This window comes from Gluconobacter sp. DsW_056 (assembly GCF_002153595.1).
GTDB lineage: Bacteria > Pseudomonadota > Alphaproteobacteria > Acetobacterales > Acetobacteraceae > Gluconobacter > Gluconobacter albidus.
In genome coordinates this window covers 13,417-36,306 of the sequence record NZ_JOPF01000015.1, presented here as the reverse complement: position 1 = coordinate 36,306, position 22,890 = coordinate 13,417, and the positions used below count along the sequence as shown (strand labels likewise).

Annotated in this window: 21 protein-coding genes; 6 read left to right on the top strand and 15 right to left on the bottom strand. The window is 58.7% G+C overall.

Going from position 1 to position 22,890, the window contains the following annotated elements; genetic code table 11:
- Position 1 precedes the first annotated feature (1 nt).
- The 3 genes from HK22_RS13095 to HK22_RS13085 are packed head-to-tail and all read right to left on the bottom strand — an operon-like array spanning position 2 to position 2,629.
- On the bottom strand, positions 2 to 823 hold the full coding sequence (locus tag HK22_RS13095) for an ABC transporter permease (protein ID WP_086649609.1): 822 nt from the start codon (positions 821 to 823) through the stop codon (positions 2 to 4).
- A 4-nt stretch (positions 824 to 827) separates the two neighbouring features.
- A complete protein-coding gene (locus HK22_RS13090; RefSeq protein ID WP_086649575.1) occupies positions 828 to 1,652 on the bottom strand; it encodes an ABC transporter permease in 825 nt (274 codons plus the stop codon).
- On the bottom strand, positions 1,649 to 2,629 hold the full coding sequence (locus tag HK22_RS13085; protein WP_086649574.1) for an ATP-binding cassette domain-containing protein: 981 nt from the start codon (positions 2,627 to 2,629) through the stop codon (positions 1,649 to 1,651). Before HK22_RS13085 ends, HK22_RS13090 begins: the two co-directional genes overlap by 4 nt.
- A 389-nt stretch (positions 2,630 to 3,018) precedes the next feature.
- On the opposite strand from HK22_RS13085, the gene HK22_RS13080 reads away from it, so the two are divergent.
- A complete protein-coding gene (locus HK22_RS13080) occupies positions 3,019 to 4,374 on the top strand; it encodes a carbohydrate porin (RefSeq protein ID WP_369827270.1) in 1,356 nt (451 codons plus the stop codon).
- Positions 4,375 to 4,378: 4 nt separating this feature from the next.
- Here HK22_RS13080 and HK22_RS13075 read toward each other — a convergent pair whose 3' ends face one another.
- Positions 4,379 to 4,807: an Lrp/AsnC family transcriptional regulator gene (locus tag HK22_RS13075; protein ID WP_062027508.1), complete on the bottom strand. Its 429-nt coding sequence runs from the start codon at positions 4,805 to 4,807 to the stop codon at positions 4,379 to 4,381.
- A 120-nt stretch (positions 4,808 to 4,927) separates the two neighbouring features.
- Between HK22_RS13075 and HK22_RS13070 the strand changes: the two genes are divergently transcribed.
- Positions 4,928 to 5,995: a saccharopine dehydrogenase family protein gene (locus tag HK22_RS13070; protein ID WP_062027524.1), complete on the top strand. Its 1,068-nt coding sequence runs from the start codon at positions 4,928 to 4,930 to the stop codon at positions 5,993 to 5,995.
- 7 nt (positions 5,996 to 6,002) lie between these two features.
- Here the strand turns inward: HK22_RS13070 and HK22_RS13065 are convergent, their stop codons facing one another.
- Entirely contained in the window at positions 6,003 to 7,049 is a 1,047-nt protein-coding gene (locus HK22_RS13065) for a YeiH family protein (RefSeq protein WP_086649573.1), read from the bottom strand.
- Positions 7,050 to 7,158: 109 nt separating this feature from the next.
- Between HK22_RS13065 and HK22_RS13060 the strand changes: the two genes are divergently transcribed.
- Positions 7,159 to 8,055: a LysR substrate-binding domain-containing protein gene (locus HK22_RS13060; protein ID WP_086649572.1), complete on the top strand. Its 897-nt coding sequence runs from the start codon at positions 7,159 to 7,161 to the stop codon at positions 8,053 to 8,055.
- A 54-nt stretch (positions 8,056 to 8,109) separates the two neighbouring features.
- Here HK22_RS13060 and HK22_RS13055 read toward each other — a convergent pair whose 3' ends face one another.
- Positions 8,110 to 8,316, bottom strand: coding sequence for a cold-shock protein (locus tag HK22_RS13055; protein WP_062027513.1), 207 nt, complete (start codon positions 8,314 to 8,316; stop codon positions 8,110 to 8,112).
- Between the two features lie 375 nt (positions 8,317 to 8,691).
- Here HK22_RS13055 and HK22_RS13050 point away from each other — a divergent pair, with 375 nt between their 5' ends.
- Positions 8,692 to 9,957 carry a glycerate kinase gene (locus HK22_RS13050; RefSeq protein WP_086649571.1) on the top strand — a complete coding sequence of 422 codons (1,266 nt, stop codon included), beginning with the start codon at positions 8,692 to 8,694 and terminating at the stop codon, positions 9,955 to 9,957.
- 50 nt (positions 9,958 to 10,007) lie between these two features.
- Here HK22_RS13050 and HK22_RS13045 read toward each other — a convergent pair whose 3' ends face one another.
- Positions 10,008 to 11,633 (bottom strand): inorganic phosphate transporter, encoded by a 1,626-nt coding sequence (locus HK22_RS13045; RefSeq protein WP_086649570.1) that lies wholly within the window; start codon positions 11,631 to 11,633, stop codon positions 10,008 to 10,010.
- Positions 11,634 to 11,986: 353 nt separating this feature from the next.
- Here HK22_RS13045 and HK22_RS15245 point away from each other — a divergent pair, with 353 nt between their 5' ends.
- Together HK22_RS15245 and HK22_RS13040 are read left to right on the top strand one after the other, a co-directional pair.
- On the top strand, positions 11,987 to 12,154 hold the full coding sequence (locus HK22_RS15245; protein ID WP_165919968.1) for a hypothetical protein: 168 nt from the start codon (positions 11,987 to 11,989) through the stop codon (positions 12,152 to 12,154).
- A gap of 141 nt (positions 12,155 to 12,295) precedes the next feature.
- Positions 12,296 to 14,785 (top strand): phosphocholine-specific phospholipase C, encoded by a 2,490-nt coding sequence (locus tag HK22_RS13040; protein WP_086649569.1) that lies wholly within the window; start codon positions 12,296 to 12,298, stop codon positions 14,783 to 14,785.
- 13 nt (positions 14,786 to 14,798) lie between these two features.
- Here HK22_RS13040 and HK22_RS13035 read toward each other — a convergent pair whose 3' ends face one another.
- From HK22_RS13035 to HK22_RS13000, 8 genes are all read right to left on the bottom strand, one after another.
- Positions 14,799 to 15,083 carry a hypothetical protein gene (locus HK22_RS13035; protein WP_086649568.1) on the bottom strand — a complete coding sequence of 95 codons (285 nt, stop codon included), beginning with the start codon at positions 15,081 to 15,083 and terminating at the stop codon, positions 14,799 to 14,801.
- Positions 15,080 to 16,543, bottom strand: a complete 1,464-nt coding sequence (locus HK22_RS13030; RefSeq protein ID WP_086649567.1) for a PepSY domain-containing protein — start codon at positions 16,541 to 16,543, stop codon at positions 15,080 to 15,082. The genes HK22_RS13035 and HK22_RS13030 overlap by 4 nt, the downstream gene beginning before the upstream one ends.
- Entirely contained in the window at positions 16,540 to 16,842 is a 303-nt protein-coding gene (locus HK22_RS13025) for a hypothetical protein (protein WP_086649566.1), read from the bottom strand. Before HK22_RS13025 ends, HK22_RS13030 begins: the two co-directional genes overlap by 4 nt.
- Positions 16,826 to 19,015, bottom strand: a complete 2,190-nt coding sequence (locus HK22_RS13020; RefSeq protein WP_086649565.1) for a TonB-dependent siderophore receptor — start codon at positions 19,013 to 19,015, stop codon at positions 16,826 to 16,828. Before HK22_RS13020 ends, HK22_RS13025 begins: the two co-directional genes overlap by 17 nt.
- 183 nt (positions 19,016 to 19,198) lie before the next feature.
- A complete protein-coding gene (locus tag HK22_RS13015) occupies positions 19,199 to 19,972 on the bottom strand; it encodes an SDR family NAD(P)-dependent oxidoreductase (protein WP_086649564.1) in 774 nt (257 codons plus the stop codon).
- Positions 19,973 to 19,990: 18 nt separating this feature from the next.
- Positions 19,991 to 21,094, bottom strand: coding sequence for an ABC transporter ATP-binding protein (locus tag HK22_RS13010; RefSeq protein ID WP_086649563.1), 1,104 nt, complete (start codon positions 21,092 to 21,094; stop codon positions 19,991 to 19,993).
- 53 nt (positions 21,095 to 21,147) lie between these two features.
- Positions 21,148 to 21,975, bottom strand: a complete 828-nt coding sequence (locus tag HK22_RS13005) for a carbohydrate ABC transporter permease (RefSeq protein ID WP_086649562.1) — start codon at positions 21,973 to 21,975, stop codon at positions 21,148 to 21,150.
- A 1-nt stretch (position 21,976) separates the two neighbouring features.
- Positions 21,977 to 22,885: a carbohydrate ABC transporter permease gene (locus HK22_RS13000; protein ID WP_086649561.1), complete on the bottom strand. Its 909-nt coding sequence runs from the start codon at positions 22,883 to 22,885 to the stop codon at positions 21,977 to 21,979.
- Positions 22,886 to 22,890 lie beyond the last annotated feature (5 nt).

Here is a 22,890-nt window from a genome sequence, read left to right as displayed (position 1 = left end):
GTCAGCTTCCGCTGGAAACATATCTGGCAACGGCCCGGTGCCAGATCAGGACCATGACGCCCAGAAAGGCAAAACCTGCTAGTGGCGAGAGGCTGCCGATCCATGTCGGTATGCCCAGCGGGTCGGGATGGTTGAGGCTGAACAGGGCGGGATAGTAGCAGACTGCTGCGAGCGGCAGGACAAAAGTGATGAACCGCCGGAGCCAGCGTCCGAACATGGTCAGAGGATACTGTCCAGCCTCGACGCCGCCATAGGTCAGGACGTTCACGACTTCCAGCCCCTCGACCGTGATGAAGCACAGTGCGGCCTGTCCGATCAGGACGCCGAGGAACATGGCTGCACCGCCTGCGATGGCGAGCGGCAGAACCAGAACCGCGCTCCACTGGACATGAGGCGCAAGCCATAATCCCGCGATGAGAACGAACGCGCCCTGAAGGAAACGTCCAATGGGGCGCAGGCGCAGTTCGTGGCCCAGAAGCAGAAGCAGGGTCGAGCGTGGCCGCAGGAGCAGGCGGTCGAAGCTACCTGTACGGACATATTCGCCGCCAAAGACCTCGAAACCGCGCCCCAGTGTTTCGGCGACCGCAAAGGCTACGTTCACAAGGCCATAAAGAACGGCGACCGTACCGATATCCCAGCCTGCGATACTGCCGAAGCGGCGAAAGAGGCTCCAGATGCCGAAGAAGCCGAGCAGGGTCGTGACGAAATTCCCGATGGCCTGAATGGCGAATGTGCCGGGGTAGCGGAGTTGTGCGACGATCGAAGCGCCCGCCATGCGGCGGTAGAGACCAAGGGCGCTGAGCGTGCGGGTCGGAGATGGCATCGTTTCAGGCACCCTGCACCTCCAGCCGGTTGACTGTCTGGCGCATCCACAGGCGTCCGAGCAGGGTCAGGGTGGTCAGCCAGAAAAGCTGAAGACCCAGTCCGGTTGCGACGCCGCCCGGAATGGGTGTGCCCAGATAGATCCGGATGGGAATGTCGGTAATTCCGGCAAAGGGCTGTGCGAGCAGGAAGGGACGGATCCAGTCGGGATAGAGCGGCAGCGGCAGGAGCATTCCCGACAGCAGCACGGCCAGCGGCGTGCCGACGGCGTAGCTGCCGAGGGGCGAAAGCGTGCGGGCCGTCAGGATATTCCACCACATGACGATGGTGGCCGAGAGCAGTGCGCCAAACGTGATGGAGAGCAGCGACAGTCCTGCTGCAGTCAGATCCGCTGGTGGCGCGAGGCTCCATGCGCCGAGGCCGACCAGCATGGCCAGCGGGCCCGCCACGCAGGCCAGCAGGACTGCACGTGGTACGGCATTGCCCAGCAGACGCGCCAGACTGGCCGACAGCCACCAGTTCCACATATCGACCGGGCGCAGCAGATCATAGACGATCGCGCCGGTTTTGGCGGCGTCTCCGACAGCGGGCAGGCAGCCCAGCGGTAAAAGCGTGAAGAGGGACTGCTGAATCCAGGTGTAGGTCATGGCCTGTCGCAGCGAGAGCGGGGCCTGGACGTCGGGGGCTGCGTGGTAAACGGAGGCATAGGCCATCAACGTCACGGCGCCGAACCACATCTGCGCCACCAGTCCGGCCACGACCGCGATACGGTAGCGCAGACCGATCTTCCATTGCAGCCCGAAGGCCGTGAGATAGGGGCGGAGCGTCATGCGGCGTGGTCCGCATAAAAGCGTGTGATGATCTCGTCGATTGAGGGGCGGCTGATCCTCAGATCGTCCAGTCCGGGCAGATGTCCCACATGGGCGACGAGGGCGGGGGCCGGAATCTGGCGCGGATCGAACGTGATGGTGAGGCTGTGTGGCGCGCGGGCGGTTTCGACCGCTCCGGCCGGAAGCGCCATTTCGGGTGGCGTACCGTGAAAATCCAGTTCGAGAATGCGTTCGGACAGGGTTGTCATGCGCAGATCCTCGAACGGGCTGTCCGCGAGGATACGGCCATGCCCGATGACGATCACGCGTTCGGCCAGCGCCTCTATATCATGCATGTCGTGGGTGGTGAGCAGAACGGTCGTGCCGCGGTCCCGGCAGAGTTCATGGACAAATGCCCGGACGGCGAGCTTGGACGGTGCGTCCAGACCGATGGTGGGCTCATCGAGAATCAAAATGTCGGGGTCGTGGATGAGGGAAGCGGCGATTTCGGCGCGCATTCTCTGTCCGAGCGAAAGCTGACGAACGGACTGGTCCATGATCTCGCCCAGATCAAGCGCATCGGCCAGACGGGCGCGGTTGCGGGCGAAGCGTTCGGGCTCGACGCCGTAAATGTCGCGCAGGAGCGCCAGACCTTCACCGACCGACAGATCCCACCAGAGCTGGGTGCGTTGACCGAAGACGACCCCGATCCGTGCGACGTGAGCGACGCGGCTGGTCCAGGGCACAAGTCCGTTGACCTGCACTTCGCCAGAGGTGGGGCGCAGGATTCCGGACAGGATTTTGATGGCCGTCGATTTTCCCGCGCCGTTCGGACCGATAAAACCGGCGATCTGGCCTTTGGGGACGGAAAAGGAAATTCCGTCCAGCGCCACGATCTCGCGCGTCTTTCCGCGCCAGCTTCCTCCTTCGCGGATCCGGTAGGTTTTCCGGAGATTATTGACGGTAATGGCGTCAGGAGCGGGGCAGGGAGGCTGCATCGGGATTCCGGGATGGGAGGATAATAAAAACTAATGTGATCTTATTTCCAAAATAAAGTCTTATTGTTTCAATTGTATCACTGTTTTGTGCCTTCCTGCAGCAAGGCTCTTTCTGTAAAGAGAACTGTAAAGTGAATTTTACTAAAGGTGTCCGATCATGGCATCGGTGTATTTCGCGTTTTTTGGCTCTGCAAGGGGATGTTGGTTTGAGGCATGTGAGTAAATTCCTGACGTTGGTTTCTTCTGGTACGGCTTATCGTCGATCCGGTTCCGCTCTGTCGTTCGCTTTCGCCTGCGGGCTGGGGGTGCTGACGATGGGGTCTGGTACTGCTGAGGCGCAGAGCAGCAAGAGCAAGGCCAGTTCGGAAGATCTGACGAATCCTGCCCCCATGGGGTCAGAGACGCAGCCGGTTCCTCCGCTGTCCACGACCATTCCGGGTTTTCTCCAGTCTCCTTATGGACCACCGTCCTTTGGTGCGCCCTACGGCACGACCCATATGTTCGGGACCTGGGGAGGGGTGCAGACCTGGCTCCAGAAGCATGGCATCTATGTTGCGGTGGATGTGTATGAAAGTCTTATGGGCAATGTGACGGGTGGTCGTCACCAGACCGAGACGAATGCCGGGCAGGTTGGCGTGACGGTTGATCTGGACTGGCACCAGATTCTGGGTGGCGACTGGTCGAAGGATCTGTGGCTGCATACGCTCATGGTCAACGGGCATGGCCGGAACCTGAGCGGTGATATCGGGGATAATGTCACGCAGGCCCAGCAGATCTATGGTGCGCGTGGCAATGTCGTGGCGCATCTCGTCTGGGCTTATGCGGAAAAAGCGTGGTTCAACCGGAAGGTGGATCTGGCGGCAGGGTGGATCCCGACGGGGACGTTCTTCAACAACTCCCCCTGGCTTTGCAGCTTCACGAACGTTTCCATGTGCGGAAACGTGACGCCGACCAAGTACCTCAATGGCGGACGTGACTGGCCGTCGGGCAATATGGGCACGGTTCTGCGTCTGATGCCGAACCCGCATCTCTATCTGATGGGCGGGCTGTTTGCCGTGTCTCCCCATTCCTATAATGGCGGTATTTCCGGCTGGTCCTGGGCGCAGAGCGGGCTTGGAAAGCTTTCTACCGAGGTTGAACTGGGCTGGATTCCGGAGTTTGGCAAGGACAAGCTGATCGGCCATTACAAGGTCGGCGCCATGTACGACAATTCGCGCTATCACGATCTGTATGATGACGGCTCTGGGCAGGCCTGGGTGTTGAGTGGCCGGAGTCCGCGCTATCAGAGTGGTCAGACGTCCGTCTGGGTGCTGATGGATCAGATGCTGATCCGGCATGGTGATGGTCCGATGAACGGCCTCATGCTGGCAGGATACTATTCCTATGCCTCTGGCCAGACCTCGGCGATGAACCATCATCTGGTCGGCTCTCTGCTTGATACCGGAAAGCTCTGGGGGCGTCCGCTGGATACGTGGGGTATTGCGTATCAGTGGATGAACTTCAGCCGGGCTGCGACCCTTCAGCAGGAAGCGTCGTTTGATAATGGGCTGCCGTTCCAGTCCACCAATTTCGGTGTTCCGCACGGCATTCAGTCCCATGAGAACATTTACGAATTCTTCTACAGCTATCACATCATGAATGGTCTGACGCTTCAGCCGGACTTTCAGTATTTCAACCGTCTTGGCGGAACCACCCGCTACAAGGATGCTGCGGTTCTGGGACTGGTGTTCAACGCCGCTCTCTGAGGGATCAGTTCCCTTTACGGAAGCGTGTGGAGAGGATGATGGCGGACACCGTCCTCTCTACGCCTTCCATCTGGCCGATGTCGTCAATGGCACGGTTGATGCCCTCCGTCGTTGCGGCGCCGAGCAGGGCGATCAGATCCGAGGCGCCGCTGACTGCGTGTAATTCGCGGAGTTCGGGTAGCGTTTTCAGGTCGCGCTCCACCTTCTGGCTGTGACGGGGCGTGATGACGATCGAGACATGTGCACGCAGCAGGTCGTCGTCAGTATTTTCCACAAGCGTATAGCCACGGATATGGCCCTGCCGCTCCAGGCGTTCCATGCGTCCCTGAAGTGTAGTGCGTGAAATCCCCAGCCTGCGCGCCAGCGCAGCTGTGGGCGTGCGCGCATTGCGACGCAGGATGTCGAGCAGGGCCTGATCTAGTGAATCCGTCATTCTGCCAGTTATAACCGGCAATCTGCCGATGGAAACTGTATTTCATCGTCGGGATGCCGCTTGAGATCCGTCTGCCCTGATCGTGATGCTGTCATAACACTTCCGGAACAGGATATGATCATGAAGCAGGTTACGGTTGCAGGCGCGGGAAAGATCGGTTCAGCCATTGCGGAACTCCTTCATCACGGAGGCTATGGCGTCACGCTGCTGGACTGCCATGCTGATCATCTTCAGGGACTGAGTTTGCCGGAAGGCATCAGGCGCAGGACAGTGGACATCGCAAAAGGGCTGGATCCGGCGCTGCTGGACGGTCAGTTCGCCGTACTGTCGGCACTCCCCTTTCATCTGACGCGGAATATTGCAAAAGCGGCTGCGGCGGCCGGCACGCATTACCTCGATCTGACGGAGGACGTGGCCTCCACGAAAGATGTGCGGGCGCTGGCCGAAGGGGCGTCCAGCGCATTCATTCCGCAATGTGGTCTGGCACCGGGCTTTGTTTCCATTGCTGCACATGATCTGGCGCAGCATTTCGATGAGGTGGAGACAATCCGGTTGCGGGTCGGGGCGCTGCCGCGGTTTCCGTCCAACGCGCTGGGTTATAACCTGACCTGGAGCACGGAAGGTCTGATCAACGAATATATCGAGCCGTGCGAAGCGATCGTAGACGGGCGGCGGGTTGTGGTTCCTGCTATGGACGGGGTCGAGACGCTGGGTGTTGATGGCGTGACCTATGAAGCCTTCAACACGTCAGGCGGGCTCGGGTCTCTGTGCGAGACCTATGAGGGCAAGGTTCGGGAACTCAATTATCGCACCATGCGCTATCCGGGCCATCGGGATATCATGAAGGTTCTGCTGTCGGATCTGCGTCTGTCGGAGCGGCGGCATATCCTTCAGGATATTTTCACGCATGCCATTCCGGGGACTGCACAGGATCTGGTTGTGCTTTCCGTTATCGTGACAGGTCTGAAGAACGGAAAGCTCCAGCAGGAAACCGTGGCCCGTTCCATTGAGGCGCAGGATTTCATGGGAGGGTTCCGCACGGCGATCCAGCTTACGACGGCCGGGTCCATCTGTGCCGTTCTGGATCTGCTGGCGGAAGGAAAAATTCCGACTCAGGGTTTTGTCCGGCAGGAAGATATTCCCCTAGCTGATTATCTGGCCAACCGTTACGGGAAAATCTACCAGTAGGATTGTGTCAGGTCAGGATCTTCATCAGCGCCAGACTGGCGCTGACGAGGCCGGCCAGAGACAGGGCGACCGTGAGCATCAACGGCCCGCTGGCCTTGAAGACGGAGCGGATATCGATGCTCATTCCCAATGCGGCCATCGCCATGACGGTCAGGGTCGTGGCGAGGGTGTTGAGGACGGGAAGAAGCGCTTCAGGGATTATGTTGAAAGACCGGCAGGTTATCATCAGCAGAAATCCCGTGATGTACCACGGGATAAGACGACGTGACGTTTGATGCGTTCCTGTCTGACGGTTTTTGCGGGCGTACAGAAGCGACAGGACAATGCACACGGGTCCCAGCGTCAGGACACGCATGAGCTTGACCAGTGTTCCGGTATGCAGGGCAGCGGTCCCGAATGGTGACGCTGCCGCCATGACCTGTGGGACGGCATAGACGGTCAGTCCGGCAACGCTGCCTTCCGCGATATCGGACAGATGCAGGAATGGCAGAAGAAGTGGCAGGCCCAGAACAATGGCAAGACCGCCTGTGGCGGTGAAGGCAAGAGCGGCGCCAATATCTTCTTCACGGGCATGAATGACGGGTGCGACGGCCATGATGGCGGAGTTTCCGCAGATCGAATTGCCGCAGGCCACGAGGAGGGTCTGTGAGTGGGACAGGCCGGTGAGGCGTCCGATCAGTATGGTCAGGGCAAGGCTGAAAGCGACTATTCCGAAAACACAGACGAGAATTCCGGGGCCTGCCGAGACAATTCCAGTCATGCTAAATCCGGTTCCAAGAAGAACGATTGCCACATCCAGAAGGGATTTTGAGCAGAACCTGATCCCTGGATCGAAAACGCGGCTTCGACTGGAGACCATTCGGAGGCAGATCCCGATGACAAGGGCCAGATTAAGCATTTCAAGCCATGATTTCTGAAGGAATGCGCGTTCGATTTTTTCTGCTTCAAAAGCCAGCAGGGCCGTGCTCGCGCAAAGAGCGATGCCGGGAAATTTTGTGACCAAAATTTCGGGCAATCTGAAAGCAGGCCGGTTTCTGAAGCAGGATATGTGCATGATGATCTCCCTTGCCGGAGATATCTAGGCTGAGGCCGATATATCATTCCAACGAATAACTTTTTTGATTCCAATCGGAAAATCAGATGGAATCTGTTAGAAAGACGGCATGACACTCGACCAGCTTCGTCTTTTCATCGCCGTTGCAGAACGGGAGCACGTCACAGCCGCAAGCCAGGCGATGAACGTGACCCAGTCCGCAGTTTCGGCCGCTATTGCGGCGCTGGAAGCGCGTTATGGGATCAAGCTTTTCCATCGGGTTGGGCGGGGGATCGGTCTGACGGATGCCGGACGGCTGTTTCTGCCGGAGGCACGGGCGGTGGTGGCGCAGGCAACGGCAGCTGAGAATATTCTGAAGGATATCAGCGGTTTGAGGCGGGGGACGCTGAAGGCTGTCGCCAGTCAGACCATTGCCGCATACTGGTTGCCCGCGATCCTTGTCGCCTTCCGGAAGAGATATCCAGATATCGAGGTCGAGCTGGCGATCAGCAATACGGAAGAAGCGGCCCGAATGGTCAGGGAGGGCGAGGCCGAGGTCGGGATTGTGGAAGCCGTTGTCGATGACCCCGCATTGGCGCAATGGCCGGTCGGCGAGGACCATATGATTCTTGTGCAGGCAAGTTCCCTGATTCCACCCCGGATCGACGCCGTCTGGTTACGTCAACAGGATTGGGTCATGCGAGAGGCGGGCTCCGGGACACGCTCAGCGCTGGAGCACTATCTGGGAAAATATGATATCGGCATCGAAGATCTGAATATCAGTCTGGTTCTGCCTTCAAATGAGGGTGTGCGGACGGCCATAGAAGCGGGGGCCGGAATCGGCGCATTGTCGTCTCTGGTTGTTGGTCCGGCGTTGCGCGCAGGCACGTTGCATGCCGTACTTCAGGTCCCTGAAAGTCGTTTTTTCTATGGTCTGCGTCACAAGGAGCGTTATCAGAGCCCGGCTGCCACGGCCCTGCTTGGTATGAGCGAATTTACCGCAGTTTCCCGAGGTGTGCAGACATGAAAAAAGCCGCCCGTAAAGGCGGCTTTCTGCACATCAGAATGTACATCGGGGCAATCAGATTGCCTTGATGCTCACTGCTGAGGTTTTGCCGTTGCGACCAGCTTCGAGCTCGTAAGAGACGTGCTGACCTTCGTTGAGGGTGTGCATTCCGGCGCGCTCGAGTTCAGAGATATGAACGAACGCGTCCTGTCCACCGTTGTCAGGCTGGATGAAGCCAAAGCCCTTGGTGGAGTTAAACCATTTTACGGTGCCTGTTGCCATAACGAGGCTCCTTTTTAACAATAGCAGTCGTGTACAAGATACACACGAAATCATAACACTTAAGGAGAACGAATGGCGCAACACGCGCCGAAAACTCGCCTAAGAGCACCTGCCGGATCAATGTAGACGGCATATTTCGTCATAATGCAAGAAAAAAATCTCCAGAAAGAAATTCAAACTGTGACGTCGGGTAATATCGAAGGTGGTTTTCCTGTGAATTTATTTTCAGATAATCGTGATTTCATTCTCGGTGTGAAATATGAGCCCCTCTGAAAATTACGGATTCCACCGAAGTTTTACTGGAATCATGGAAATTGAGTGTGACCAGGCCAGTGGGCGAAACCTCACGTGCAAGAGGACAGACAGGAACTGACAATGATGTTTCAGGATCGCAGGTTTCTGACGGGACTTTTCGAGGCCGCCGTTGGAGCGGCAGAACCCGATCGCATTCTGGGGGCGTATCTTCCCGATCCCCCTAAAGGACGAACGGTCGTTATCGGTGCGGGGAAAGGGGCTGCCCAGCTTGCGGCGGCTTTTGAGCGTGTCTGGACCGGGCCGCTGAGCGGTGTGGTGGTCACCCGTTACGGCAATGTGTGTCCAACGCAGTTCATTCGTGTGCTGGAGGCGTCGCACCCCGTGCCAGACGAGGCTGGCCTGAGGGCAACAGACGCACTGTTTGACGCCGTGAGAGGACTTGGGCCGGATGATCTTGTGGTGGCGCTGATCTGTGGCGGCGGATCTGCCCTCTTGCCCTCTCCGTCAGCGGAACTGACACTTGCGGATGAGGCTGAACTCAATCGTGTGCTGCTGGCATCAGGGGCGCCGATTTCGGTTATGAACAGCATCCGCAAGCAGGTCTCCGGTATCAAGGGCGGCCGTCTTGCAGCGGCGGCCAGTCCGGCGAAGGTGGTGTCTCTCGTGGTGTCCGACGTTCCGTTCGATGATCCGGCACAGGTGGCTTCAGGGCCTACAGTGCCGGACATGGGAACCCGCGAAGACGCCCGGCGCCTTGTGAAAAGCTGGAAAATACAGCTTCCGGCGAAGGTCCGCTTATGGCTCGATGGGGAGGAAGGCCGGGCCCCACTGGCAACCGATCCGGTGTTCAGCGGGAACACTGTCCGCGTGATCGCGTCCGCGCATCTGTCTCTGGAAGCTGCGGCGGAAAAGGCGCGGCAGGCTGGAATTCAGCCTGTGATCCTGTCCGATGCGATTGAAGGGGAAGCCAGAGATGTCGGAAAGGTTCATGCCGCTCTGGTTCGGGAAATCGTTCTGAGAGATCGGCCTTTCCGGCGGCCGGTCGTGCTCCTGTCGGGCGGTGAAACCACGGTAACGATGCGCGGGCAAGGGCGGGGCGGCCGGAACACAGAGTTTCTCCTGGCTTTTGCGCTTGCGGCGGAGGGCTTCCCGTTTGTGGCTCTGGCGGCGGATACCGATGGCATTGACGGGTCAGAAGACAATGCGGGAGCGTTCGCCGATGGGGCCAGCATGGAGCGTTTGCGGGAGAGAGGGATCAGTCCCATTGATCTTCTGATGGAAAATGACGCCTATACCGCGTTCGAGGCTTTGGGTGACCTGTTTGTGCCCGGTCCGACCGGGACGAACGTCAATGATTTCAGGGCGATCCTGATACGTCAGGAATAGGACGGAAGCCCTGTACGGATCTGGTTTCCGCACAGGGCGTCAGGGTTTCTTCAGAAAATCTGGCGGAACAGGACATACAGGATGCCTGCGATTGCCATGGCGGCGGGCAGGGTGGTGACCCATGCCAGAGCCATGGAGCGGAGGGTTGAGATCTGAATACCTGATCCGTTGGCCGCCATTGTTCCAGCCACGCCGCTCGACAGGATGTGCGTCGTCGAGACGGGGAGGCCGTATCTTTCGGCCAGACCAATGGTTGTCATCGCCACGAGTTCAGCAGAGGCTCCTTCGGCATAGGTCATGTGGGTCTTGCCGATCTTTTCACCGACCGTCACCACAATGCGCTTCCATCCGACCATTGTTCCAAGACCCAGCGCAATGGCGACGGAAATCTTGACCCAAAGCGGAATGAAACGTGTGCCGTGATAGAGTTCGGACTGGAAGGATTTCAGCGCATTCTTTTCCGCCGGCGTGAAGTCCTTTGCTTCTCCCATGACGCGGATGGCGTCTGCGACCAGATACATGTCCGTACGGACGTTTGGCACGGCCGCGGCAGGGACGGCCTTCATGGAACCATAGGTTTTGACCGAGGTGGAGATGTCGTTGCTGAGAACGGCCAGCGCATCATAAGTCTGCGGAGAGGCCACGGACTTGGCGCGCAGGCCGGCGCCCACGATTTCGCGGGCGTTTTCTGCCGTCAGGGTGGTGGAAGGGTCCGGAGTATGGCTCAGGAAGATCTTTTCGGCTTCCGCAGAGGTCTGGAAAAAGGCCGGCATGGCGCTTTCCGGCATGGCGCGGTTCAGGGCATAGGCGGTGGGAGCGGCGCCGATCAGGATCAGCATGATCAGGCCCATGCCTTTCTGCCCGTCATTGCCCCCATGCGAGAACGAGACGCCTGTGCAGGTAAAGATCAGCAGTGCGCGGATCCACAGAGGCGGCGGGGTATCGCCCTTGGGGGCCTGATAGAGTGCCTTGTTGCGGATCAGCAGCTTCATGACGAGCAGCAGAAGTCCGGCCATGACGAACCCGCAGATGGGGCTGAACAGCAGGGCGGAGAACACCTTTCCGACCTGGCTCCAGTCAACACCCTGGGTCGCAGCTCCGGTCGGCGACATCAGCTGGTTGGCCAGGCCGACGCCCATGATCGACCCCACGAGAGCATGGGACGAACTATTGGGGATGCCGAATGCCCATGTCACGAGATTCCACACGATGGCAGCGATCAGAAGGGCGAAAATCATGGCGTAGCCCGCGTCACTTCCGGCCTGCAGGATCAGTTCCACCGGCAGAAGTGTGACGATGCTGTAGGCGACTGCGCCAGTTGAGAGCGCAACCCCAAGAAAATTCCAGAATCCGGACCAGATGACGGCAATCAGCGGTGGCAGGCTGCGGGTATAGATGACGGTTGCGACGGCGTTGGCCGTGTCGTGGAAGCCGTTAACGAACTCGAAAGCCAGAGCAATGATCAGCGCGATGCCGAGCATCACGAAGGTTCCCGTTGCGAGGGCCCCTTCGCCGACCGAATGCATGTCCCGAAGGATACTGAATGCGGCGAAGCCCAGTGCGCCGATCAAGACTGCGAAAAAGAGGACAACATGAAGAGGCTTGTTGCCTCCGCTCATGTCGGGGCGCGAAGAGGACTGGATTTCCGCGCGGGAACCTATCGTCGTTTCAGACATCACCGATCCATGGGTTGTTTACCTTTTTTCAATTTATGGCAGCCCGCAAAGGGATGCGACCATTGAAACATGACTGTTTTGCGACAGTCGATATGCCTTAAAAATCTGCGGGTTTATTTTAATTAGGAAAATATAGTGTCATATTATGAATATAGTGATTTTTGATTTACTGGTTCCGATTGGGGTGGATGAGAATTTTATTTCGGGAATGACTGTATTTTTTGGTGGGCGGCATGATGAAAGGGCAGGCCTGTCCGGGTACAGACTGAAAATCGTTTCGGATTTCTGAAAGAAACCGGAAAAAGCCTGCGGCGTTTTACCGTGTCGAAACGTTTTTTTGAAGGAACACTCCCATGCGAAAATCAATCCTGCTTCTTCTTGCTCTTTCTGTGTCGTGCGTTACGCTGACGGCTTGCGAGCATCATCGGACGTTTGGCGAGAAGGTTCGCGATACTGTTGATCCGCCGAAGGGGCCGGTCGAGCGCGCAGGACGCTCTGTTGACCGCTCGCTTGGGAACTGATCCTCGCCACAGTTGCGGGTGGTGAAACCTTTATTAAATTATAAAAACGGGGGGTGAACCGGTTCTGCGAAGTGTCTAGGACTGTCCTGATATACCTTTTCTGGCGTTACAAACGCCTTCCGGTTTCAGGCAAAGATCGACATGTCCTCTCGCAGAACCTTTCTCAAATATGCCCTGTTCGGCGGAGCGGCCGCAGCAACGCAGGGGCTGCCGGCCGCCATTCGCCGCGCTTACGCCATAGCGCCCGATCCGGGAACGACATATCTGAATGCCGAGCATGTGGTGATCCTCATGCAGGAAAACCGGTCTTTCGATCATATGTTCGGAACACTCGCCGGTGTTCGCGGGTTCAATGACAGGCGGGCCATCCGGCAGAAAAACGGTAATTCCGTTTTCGTGCAGTCGGGGAAGGGGGGCGAAACCTATGCACCCTGGCGCCTCAATATTCATGATACCAGAGTCACGTGGATGGGCTCGATCCCGCATTCACGGGACAGTCAGGTCGATGCCTGGAATGGGGGGCATCATGATGACTGGATTGATGCCAAGCGACCTCACAAAAAGGAATACAAACAGTATCCTTTGACGATGGGTTATTATACCCGAGAGGATCTTCCGTTTTATTACGCGCTGGCCGATGCCTTTACGGTCTGTGATCAGAATTATTGTGGGGCGATGACAAGCACGACGCCCAATCGCCTGATCTTCTGGACGGGAACCGTCCGTGACCAGCAGAACACGACATCCAGCGTCTATATGCGGAACCCGGAAATTCTTGAAGGCGGGATGACCTGGACGACTTTTCCGGAGCGGCTGGAAAAGATCGGGGTTTCCTGGAAGTTCTATCAGAACGAACTCAGTCAGACGGGAGGGATGTCGGGGCCGGAACGATCCTGGCTGTCGAACTTCGGATGTAACGTTCTGGAGTGTTTTGACAGCTTCAATGTCGGTTCCAATCCAGGCTTCGGAGACTGGATTGACGAGCGGATCCAGGAATGTTCCGAGCATATCAACCGGCTTGAAAAACTTGAGATGCTGGTTTCGGGTGAGCGTGGTGAGCAGCTTGTGGAAGCCAAGGCGCTGATGGAGGTTCTGCGCCGGCGGCAGAAATCCGCAAAGGGTTATGAAGAGCTGACCCCGGCGGAGCGCGCACTTTTCACCAAGGCGTTCGTGACGAACAAGGCTGATCCGGATTATCATTCGCTTGAAGATCTGGCGTTTGAGGATGATCCGGACGCGAAGGGAATGAAAGCGCCCAAGGGCGATGTGCTCTACCAGTTCCGCAAGGACGCGAGGACAGGGACTCTTCCGGCCGTTTCATGGCTGGCCGCTCCGGAGCATTTCTCGGACCACCCGACATCGGCCTGGTACGGGGCGTGGTATGTCTCGGAGGTCATGAATATTCTGACTGAAAATCCTGAGGTCTGGAAAAAGACCATTTTCATCCTGACCTATGATGAAAATGACGGGTATTTCGATCATTGCTGCTCTTACGCTGCCCCCGATCCCCAGCGTCCGGAGACGGGTCGGTCTTCCGGGACAATCGGAGCGGACGGACTGGAGTATACAGTCGCTGAAGATGAAGTCCGACTGGGTGTTCCCGAGCGACTGGCCCGTAGCGGCCCGATTGGCCTCGGGTTCCGGGTGCCGATGGTGGTTGCGTCCCCGTGGAGCCGGGGCGGACGGGTCAATTCAGAGCTTTTCGACCACAGTTCGACGTTGCAGTTTCTGGAGCATTTCGTTGAACGGAAGTTCGGAACGCCTGTCCGGGAGACGAATATTTCTCCTTGGCGTCGTGCGATCTGTGGCAATCTGACGTCCTGCTTTCATTCTTCTGAAGAAGCTGCACCGTCCCTGAGTTATCTGGATCGCGACACGCATCTGCGGGTGATTGAGGATGCACGGAACCGTCCGATGCCGGGCGGTTTTCGCTCTCTGTCCGCTTCCGAGATGGCGACACTGAGGGCACAGCCGGATCTGTTGCGGGAAACCGTTCGGCAGGAACCGGGAACACGTCCGGCCTGTGCGCTGCCGTATGAACTTTATTGCGACGGGGGCGTGCAGGCCGGAGAGAGGCGCGTGCATCTGAAGCTCCGCGCGGGGCGGAGTGTTCATGGGGAACGCTCTGCGGGTGCGCCGTTCAATGTCTATGATTATCGCAATGATGGTAGGGACATGCAGGCGGGCACCTATGCTGTTGCGGCTGGTGACGACATGGATGTGACGCTTCCGGTCGTAGAAGGGCTGTATGATGTGGCGGTTCATGCGCCCAATGGCTTTTACCGCGCCTATCGGGGGCATATTGACCGTGTTCTGTTGCGCTCCGCATGTCGCTATGAAAGCAGTGCAAAGGGGAGGGGCGCAGCACTTCTTCTCTCCCTCAGCAATGGCGGCAGGGCTCCGGTGACTGTCCAGTACCGAACGGGAGATGCTGCGCCGTTGCAAACGGTTGTTCTGAAATCCGGTGGGCATAAAGATATCAGGCTGGATCTGTCAGCCACGCATCAGTGGTATGATGTGACGCTGACTTCTCCGGAGGACCCGGACTTCAGACATGTGCTGGGCGGGCGGATGGAGACCGGGCAACTCACGATTACCGATCCGGCTGCGGCGGTGGCGTTTTCTGGCTAACCGTTTTTGACGGTCATGATCGCGGACGCTGTTCCCGCCACGAGCAGAGCAGCGTTGCGATCATGATTTCCGGACCTGCGAGCAGCATCCATTCAAGGGTATTCAGAATGATGAAATCGCTGGATGTGGCCTGAAAAGCGAGGCTGGCGGCCAGACCGGCAGCGGCGCAGCATTTCAGGATATTTCGTTGCAGATCGGTAAGGCTGTCGCGACACAGGATGCGGTTTCCGCGTATCGAGGCCATCACGAACAGCAGCATTGCACCCTGCCCGAGTAGCAGCGAGATGATCCAGTTCATTCTGGGAGAGCCGTTTTCTGCAGGGTGCGCAATGTTGCAAAGGCGAATGACGCAGACAGGAGAGCGGACGTCGCGCTAACAGCCGCCAGAACGGATGTGTGCCATGGCAGGCTGAGCAGTGAGACCACAAGGCACGCAACCGCGCTGCCGCCCAGCAGTTCCGGGCAGGCCCGTTCCGGACGGCGGGCCAGTGCGTAAAGCAGGGTAAGGCCCCACACGGCGAAGAGAGTTGTCACCTCATACCCGGCCCGGTGCGGAACTGTTGGGCCGATGAGGCGATTGGCGATGAAAAAGGATGCAAAAGCGAGCGGTGTTCCGCCAAGCACGCCCACATTCAGGCGCGCGACAATCCGGTGTCCCCGATGGTGGGGGCGGCGCAGGCGTTTGATTGCCCACAAATGCATGCCACTGCCGATCACTGCTGCGAGTGCGAGGCCGGACAGGAAATAGAGCCAGCGCGTGACGGTGGGGGCAAAGCGGGCGACATGCAGTCCGTACAGGAAGGCATAGGTTTTGATGATGGGGCGGTGTTCGATGTGTTGTCTGATGATGCGGCCAGAGGGGCCATCGAATGTGATGATCTGAGAGGACGTGCTGACCGTATGGCCGTTACCGGCGATCATGGTCACGAGAGAGGCCTGATCGGACGGATTGAACACATAGATCTGCTCCAGCCCGGCACCCCCGAATTTGCTTTCGGCCTCGCGCAGCATCGGCAGAAAAGGGGCGAGATGGGCAGGATGGCCCGTGGCGGGACGGGAATAGAGAGCGGGGTTGAGCTCGGTATAAGACGCCGTCAGATCATTGCGGTAGAGCGCCTGTGTACTCCATGGAAGCAGCAGCGTGCCGAGCGTGACGGCGCCGGTGAAGGAAATCATCAGGTGAAAGGGCAGGGCTGCGACACCGAGCATGTTGTGCATGTCCAGCCAGCTTCTCTGCCCGCGTGAGGGCCGGAAGGTGAAGAAATCCGCAAAAATGCGCCGGTGGATGACAACGCCGGTCATCAGCCCGACAACCAGTGCGAGCGCAGCAAGGGCGGCGATCAGACGGCCGAGAGGATAGGGAAGCTGAAGCTCGAAATGAAAGCGGTAGAAGAATTCACCGCCGAGCGTGTCGCGGATGCCGTCAGGGCTGCCGGTAGTGGGGTCAAGGGCGCGCTGGATGTAGTTCCCTTTCGCATCCGGCCACAGGGCTGTTGCAAAAGGCTGAAGGGCGTTTGCACTTGCGACATACCATGCGCGGGCGGCAGGGGCGTTGTGGCTCAGCCAGTCCAGCGCATGGGCGTTTACGGTGAGAGGATCGGAGGCGTCAGCAGGCAATTCGGGTCTGGCCCAGAGATTGATATCCTGTCGGAACACGCTCAGGGCGCCGGACAGGGCAATGGCGAACAGGACCCATCCCGTCACGAGGCCCAGCGTGGTGTGGACCAGCGCCATGGAGGCGCGGAAAGTGTTTTTCATGAGTGCCAGCCGCCGCCGAAAACACAGGCGCTCAGGACAAGGGTCAGAACACCGGTCATTGCTGCTAGTCGCCTGATATTTGTGATCCCGAAGGACATCATGAAGACGAGCGGCCAGAGCAGCAGGTCGAGCAGGATCCCGGCCATGGCGTTATCGGCCCTGGAAAGCGGCAGCCAGAATGCGAGGCACATGCCTGCCAGCGCGGACACCACGTATCCGGCCGGCAGCGCTACGACAAGACGCAGGATCGTGTCGTAGCGCCGGGTGTGTCTGCTCAGCGGTTTACCAGCTGAAGCCAATATTGGCCTGCGCGTTGCGGCGCTCTCCGTAATAGCAGAATTCCTGACCGTAAGAGGCGTAGCTCAGGCAGTTTGCGACAAAGTTCTTGTCAAAGAGATTGCGGACGCTGGCGCCCACGTTCCAGCCATGAAGGCTGTGCGACAGGTTGGAAAGGTCGTAGCGCACCGAAGCATCGAACACGGCATATTGTGGCACCCAGACACTCCCGTAAGACGCTTCGCCGCCATAGGATTTGTTGGAATAGCGCATGCCGCCGCCGAAGCCGAGACCCTTCGCCGGGCCGGAGGGCATTGTATAGAATGCGAACAGCGAGGCATTGCCTTTTCCGGACTGGATCAGGGGCTTGCCGGTTGAGTCGTTATGGACATTCTGGATACTGACAGCGGCTGTCAGAACGAGGTTGTGGAACGGCTCGGCATGGGCTTCGAACTCGAAACCATCTGAATGGACCAGTCCGCTTTCGGCGCTGTAGCCCGTGTTGCCGATCCCGACGAGAACGTTCGTCTGCTCGATATGGAACCCTGCGGCGGTGAGAAGCAGGGATGTGCCCGGGAGCTGGTATTTCAGGCCGCCTTCAAGCTGTTTGCCGATGGACGGGTTGGCCTGACGCACCGTCTTTCCACCATCTGTCGACACGCTTCCGGACTGGGGCTGAAAAGACGTGGAATAGCTGATGTATGGCGAGAGGCCGAAATCGAAGTGATAGAGGCCAGAAGCGCGCCATGTGATCTGGCTGGGGCTCTGGTTGGTGGTGGTGTGGTACATGTTGTCGGTCTGGTGGGAGCGGTACCAGTCGTTACGCAGGCTTCCCGTCAGGATCAGGCGCTTCCAGTGGATCTCGTCCTGACCATAAATACCGGCCTGATGGGAGTCGGTATTGTAGTTCACCCAGGGGCTCAGGGGAGCAATGGCCATCTGATAGTCGGGATGGAAGACGTTCATGGACGGAGCGTCGCCGTAGAAGCCGACTTCGGAGGCACTCTGCTGCATGTAGTCGAAGCCGAACATCATGGTGTGACGCAGGGGGCCGGTGCGAACCTTGCCTTTGAACTGGCTGTCGAATGTCAGGTTGTGCGTATGTTCGTTGGTCGCAATGGCCGAGCGGGCCAGTGTGTCATCCGAAACATAATAGCCGCTGTCATAGACGCTGCGATACTGGGTCTTGATGTCGTCGTAACGGCCACGGGTGCTGAAGCTCCAATTGTCGTTGAAACGGTGATTGAAAATGTAGGTGATGGCACCGTGGCGGCGGTTGTATTTTTCGAACGAGGTGTCGCCGTCGTAGAAATTGCGCGGCAGAAAGCCGAACGGCGCGCGTTTGAGCGAACCGACCAGCGGGACGCCGCCATAGGTGCCGTTTTCGGGATCGTATTGGTAATTGCCGAGGATTGTCAGCGTGGTCGGGCCATCGCCGCCGAATGTGAAGGACGGGCTGATCGAGAAGCGGCGGCTGCCGGTCCGGGCGAGCTGGCTGTGCTGGCCGTTGATGGTGCCATCGAGGCGGTAGCGGACAAAGCCGTTCTTCGTCACGAAACCGCCGACATCGGCATCCACGCGATACAGGTCGAACATGCCGCCGGTCGCGTTCACGCTGCCATAGGAGCGCTGATCCGTTGGCAGTCTGCTGGAGAGGGCGACAAGGCCACCGGGGCTCGACTGGCCATAAAGGGCCGAGGCCGGGCCTTTGAGAATTTCGATACGATCCAGACGTGACGTGTCGGTCTGGGCGACGGCGTAACCGGTCGGACTGTCCTGAAGTTTCAGGCCATCGAGGAATGTCGGTGCCGAAAATCCACGCAGGGCGAACTGGTCATAGCGCGTTCCGACGCCGCCGCCGCGAAGATCCGGCGTAATGCCTGCGGTGTAGCGGACGGCCTGATTGAGGTTCAGGACGTTGCGGATATCCATTTCGTTGCGGGTGATGACCGTGACCGACTGGGCGGTTTCAACGAGCGGCGTGTCCGACTTTGTGGCGGAAGATGCGATCGTCGAGGCGCGGCGGGCGCGGACCTTGAGCGTCTCGACCGTTTTGGCCTGTGTTCCGGCAGTCTCGGTTTTTCTGGTCCCGGAGCGCTGGGTTTGTTCGGGTGTAACATTCTGGTCGGCTGCGAAGACTTCTCCACTCATGACGAGGGAGAGGGGTATCGCGTAAAAAATCCTGTTGCGGTGCATACCCGACCTCAAATGACTGTTCATGCTGATGCGTGGTCAGAGGCTGGTATCGCTATTGAGAGTTAGTTGCAAGTAGAGGTCTGGAAAATAAAACTTTGAAAGATTTCTTTCATGGAAACGAAGTGTTTCGGTCTGTTGCGAAGGGGAAATCCGGGCAGTTTTCTGCTGCCCGGACCAGCGGATTCACCAGACGGTAAATCCTGCGTCCACGTTCACGATCGCGCCCGTCATGAGGCTTGCGGCGTCGGAGGCCAGGAACTGTACGACCGAAGCGACTTCGTCGGGCTGGCCGACACGTCCCATCGGGGTTCCGGCAATCCAGGCGTCGTAAAGTTCCGGTTTTTCCATGCCGAAGCGCGTGAGGGTGGTTTCGATATAGGTCGGGGCGACGGCATTGGCGCGGATGCCGTGAGGCGCCCATTCTGCGGCCAGCGAACGGATATACTGGTGAACACCTGCCTTTGACGCATTATAGGCAGCCTGTTGCTGGGGACGGTTCACGATCAGGCCGGACATGGAGCCGATCGCGACGATGACGCCCTTCTTCTGCTCAAGCATGATGCGTCCTGCGGCCTGACAGGAGCGGAACATCCCGTTCAGGTTGATATCCACCTGCTTGAGCCACTGACCATCCGTCATGTCCTCGGCCTTGACCTCGGAAATGCAGATTCCCGCGCAGGCGACCAGAATGTCCAGACGGCCTTCCTTTTCATGAACGCTGCGCACGGCGTTCTGTACGCTGTCCGTCTTTGTGACGTCCATGAGAACGCTGCTGACGTCATGACCCTGATCGCGCAGGTCTCGGACGGCCTGGGCTGCGAGGGGTTCGTCGAGGTCCGCAATAACGACGCGTGCGCCCGCTTCGGCAAGGGCCGTTACGCAGGCCAGACCGATGTTCTGTGCGCCACCGGTGACGATGGCGACGCGGTTATCGAGGCGGAGTTTTTCCATGTACATGATGTGTGGTTCCTAAAATCAGGCAGCGAGCGGGTGACGGTGACAGGCCTCGAAGGCCAGGCCGTCAGGAGCAAAAAGGTGACAGTTGCGCGGGGGCAGGGTCAGGCTGACGCGGGTATCCACATCCGTGAGAACGGCACCATCCGTCTGGACGACGATGATTTCCCCGTCTGGCATGCGGACATGAACGAGCGTGATGGCGCCGAGGCGTTCGATGACTTCCACGACGCCGCTGTTGGGGCCTGAAGGTGCCAGTTCGACGTGTTCGGGGCGGATGCCGACCGTCACTTTGGTTCCGGGCAGAAGGCCCGGGGATGTGACGGGGACGTAGAGGTTTGATCCATCCCGGAGTTGCACGCTCGATCCGGCGGCGTCTCCGCCCTGGAAAATGGCCGAGAAGAAGTTCATGGGCGGGGAGCCGATGAAGCGGGCCACGAACAGGTTACGCGGGTGATGGTACAGTTCGAGCGGGGAGCCGATCTGTTCGACCACGCCTTTCTGCAGGACGACGATCTTGTCGGCCATGGTCATGGCTTCGACCTGGTCGTGCGTCACATAGATCGTGGTGGCGCCGAGCTTTCGGTGCAGGGCTGAGAGTTCCACGCGCATCTGACCGCGCAGGGCGGCGTCGAGGTTGGAGAGCGGTTCGTCGAACAGGAACACTTTCGGATTGCGCACAATGGCGCGCCCGATGGCGACACGCTGCCGCTGACCGCCGGAAAGCTGTCCGGGCTTGTGGTTCAGGTAGGGTTCGAGCTGGAGCGTGCGGGCGACATGCTCGATTTTTGTACGCCGTTCCGCTTCCGGCATGCCGGACAGCTTCAGGCCGAATTCCATGTTTTTGTAAACGTTCATGTGCGGGTAGAGCGCATAGGACTGAAAGACCATAGCCAGACCGCGCTTGCCGGGTTCCACGTCGTTCACGCGCTGGCCGTCAATGAGCAGATCGCCGGAGGTGATATCTTCCAGCCCTGCGATCATGCGCAGGAGCGTGGATTTTCCGCAGCCCGACGGGCCGACGAAGACCACGAATTCGCGCTCTTCGATCGACAGGGAGATGCCCTTGATGATTTCTTCCGTAAGATACGTCTTGCGGAGGTTTTTGAGTTCGACAGTCGCCATGGGTCAGGCCCCGTTCGTGTAGAGAGAGTGAAGGGAGTGAGCCGGGATCAGAGTCATTTGACGGCTCCGAAGGTCAGGCCGCGGACGAGCTGTTTCTGGCTGATCCAGCCGAAAACGAGGATCGGGGCGACGGCAAGGGTGGAGGCGGCGGACAGTTTTCCGAAGAACAGGCCTTCTGGCGACGAGAACGACGCGATGAAGGCTGTCAGCGGGGCCGCGTGCGAGGACGTCAGGTTCAGGGACCAGAATGCCTCGTTCCAGCAAAGGATAAGCGACAGCAGGGCTGTGGACGCGATGCCGGGCAGGGCAAGCGGCAGGAGCACCATCGTCATTTCCTGCCAGCGTGTGGCGCCGTCCATCCGGCCGGCTTCCAGGATGGGGGCCGGGACTTCGCGAAAGAACGTGTAGAGCATCCACACGATGATCGGCAGGTTCGTGAGCATGTCTACGATCGCAAGGCCCGTGCAGGTGTCGAGCAGATGCGTGTTGCGGGCCAGAATGTAGATCGGCACCAGAACGCCCACGGGGGGCAGCATCCGGGTCGAGAGCATCCAGAGCAAAGTCCCGCGGGTGCGCTTTGAAGGCATGAACGCCATCGAATAGGCGGCGGGAACAGCCAGTGCGATGGCGATGGCTGTCGCTCCGACCGAGACGATCACGGTATTCAGCGCGAAGTGCCAGTAGTTGGCGCGTTCGAACACCTCGGCATAGCTGCTTAGTGTAGGCATGAAGAACAGCTTCGGCGGCGTAGAGATGGCCTGCACTTCGCTTTTAAAGCTTGTGAGGATCATCCAGAAAATCGGGAAGAACAGCCAGAGCGCTATTCCCCATCCAAGAATGGTTACGCCAATGCGGGTGCTGGTTTTTGTCTTGAGCGCCATGTCAGGCCTCCAGATTGCGGGCTACGGCGCGCACCAGAAAAATTGCGACGATATTGGCGATGACGATTGCGACCATGCCACCCGCTGAAGCACCGCCCACATCGAACTGAAGCAGGGCGCGGGAATAGATCAGGTAGGCGAGATTGGTAGAGGCCACGCCGGGTCCGCCCGCCGTAGTGACGGAGATTTCGGCAAAGATTGTCAGCAGGTAGATCGTCTCGATCATGACCACGACGCTGATGGCGCGGCCCAGATGCGGCAGAATGATGTAGCGGAAACGCGCGATCGGCCCCGCGCCATCCATGCGGGCGGCTTCACGCTGCTCGCCGTCCAGAGACTGCACGGCCGTCAGCAGGATGAGAACCGCGAAGGGCAGCCATTCCCAGGCGACGATCATCATGACGGTCATGAGCGGAAACCGCGCCAGCCAGTCGATCGGGGTGAGGCCCACGGCCCGCATCATGGCGGAATAGACGCCATAGATCGGGTGCAGCATCAGGTTTTTCCACAACAGCGCGGAAACCGTCGGCATGATGAAGAATGGCGAAATGACCATGATGCGAGCGATGCCGCGTCCGAAGAATTCCTGATCGTACAGAATAGCCAGCAGTGTTCCACCGCCAATGCTGATCAGCAGGACGCCCGCAACGAGGACGAGTGTGTTCAGCAAAGCGTGCAGAAAATCGGGGTCGGTCAGCAGGTACCAGTAATTGTCGATGCCCGCGAAGCCGTGCAGCGTGGGATCGACGAGGTTATAGTTCTGTAGCGAGTACCACAGCGTCATGACGAGTGGGACGATCGACCAGACCAGAAGGATCAGGACGGACGGAGAGAGGAGCAGGAATCCTGTCCTCTTCGTGGTCCGGACTGTCGCCCCTGCGGGCGGGCTGTGTTCGAGAACGGCCTGCATGGTAT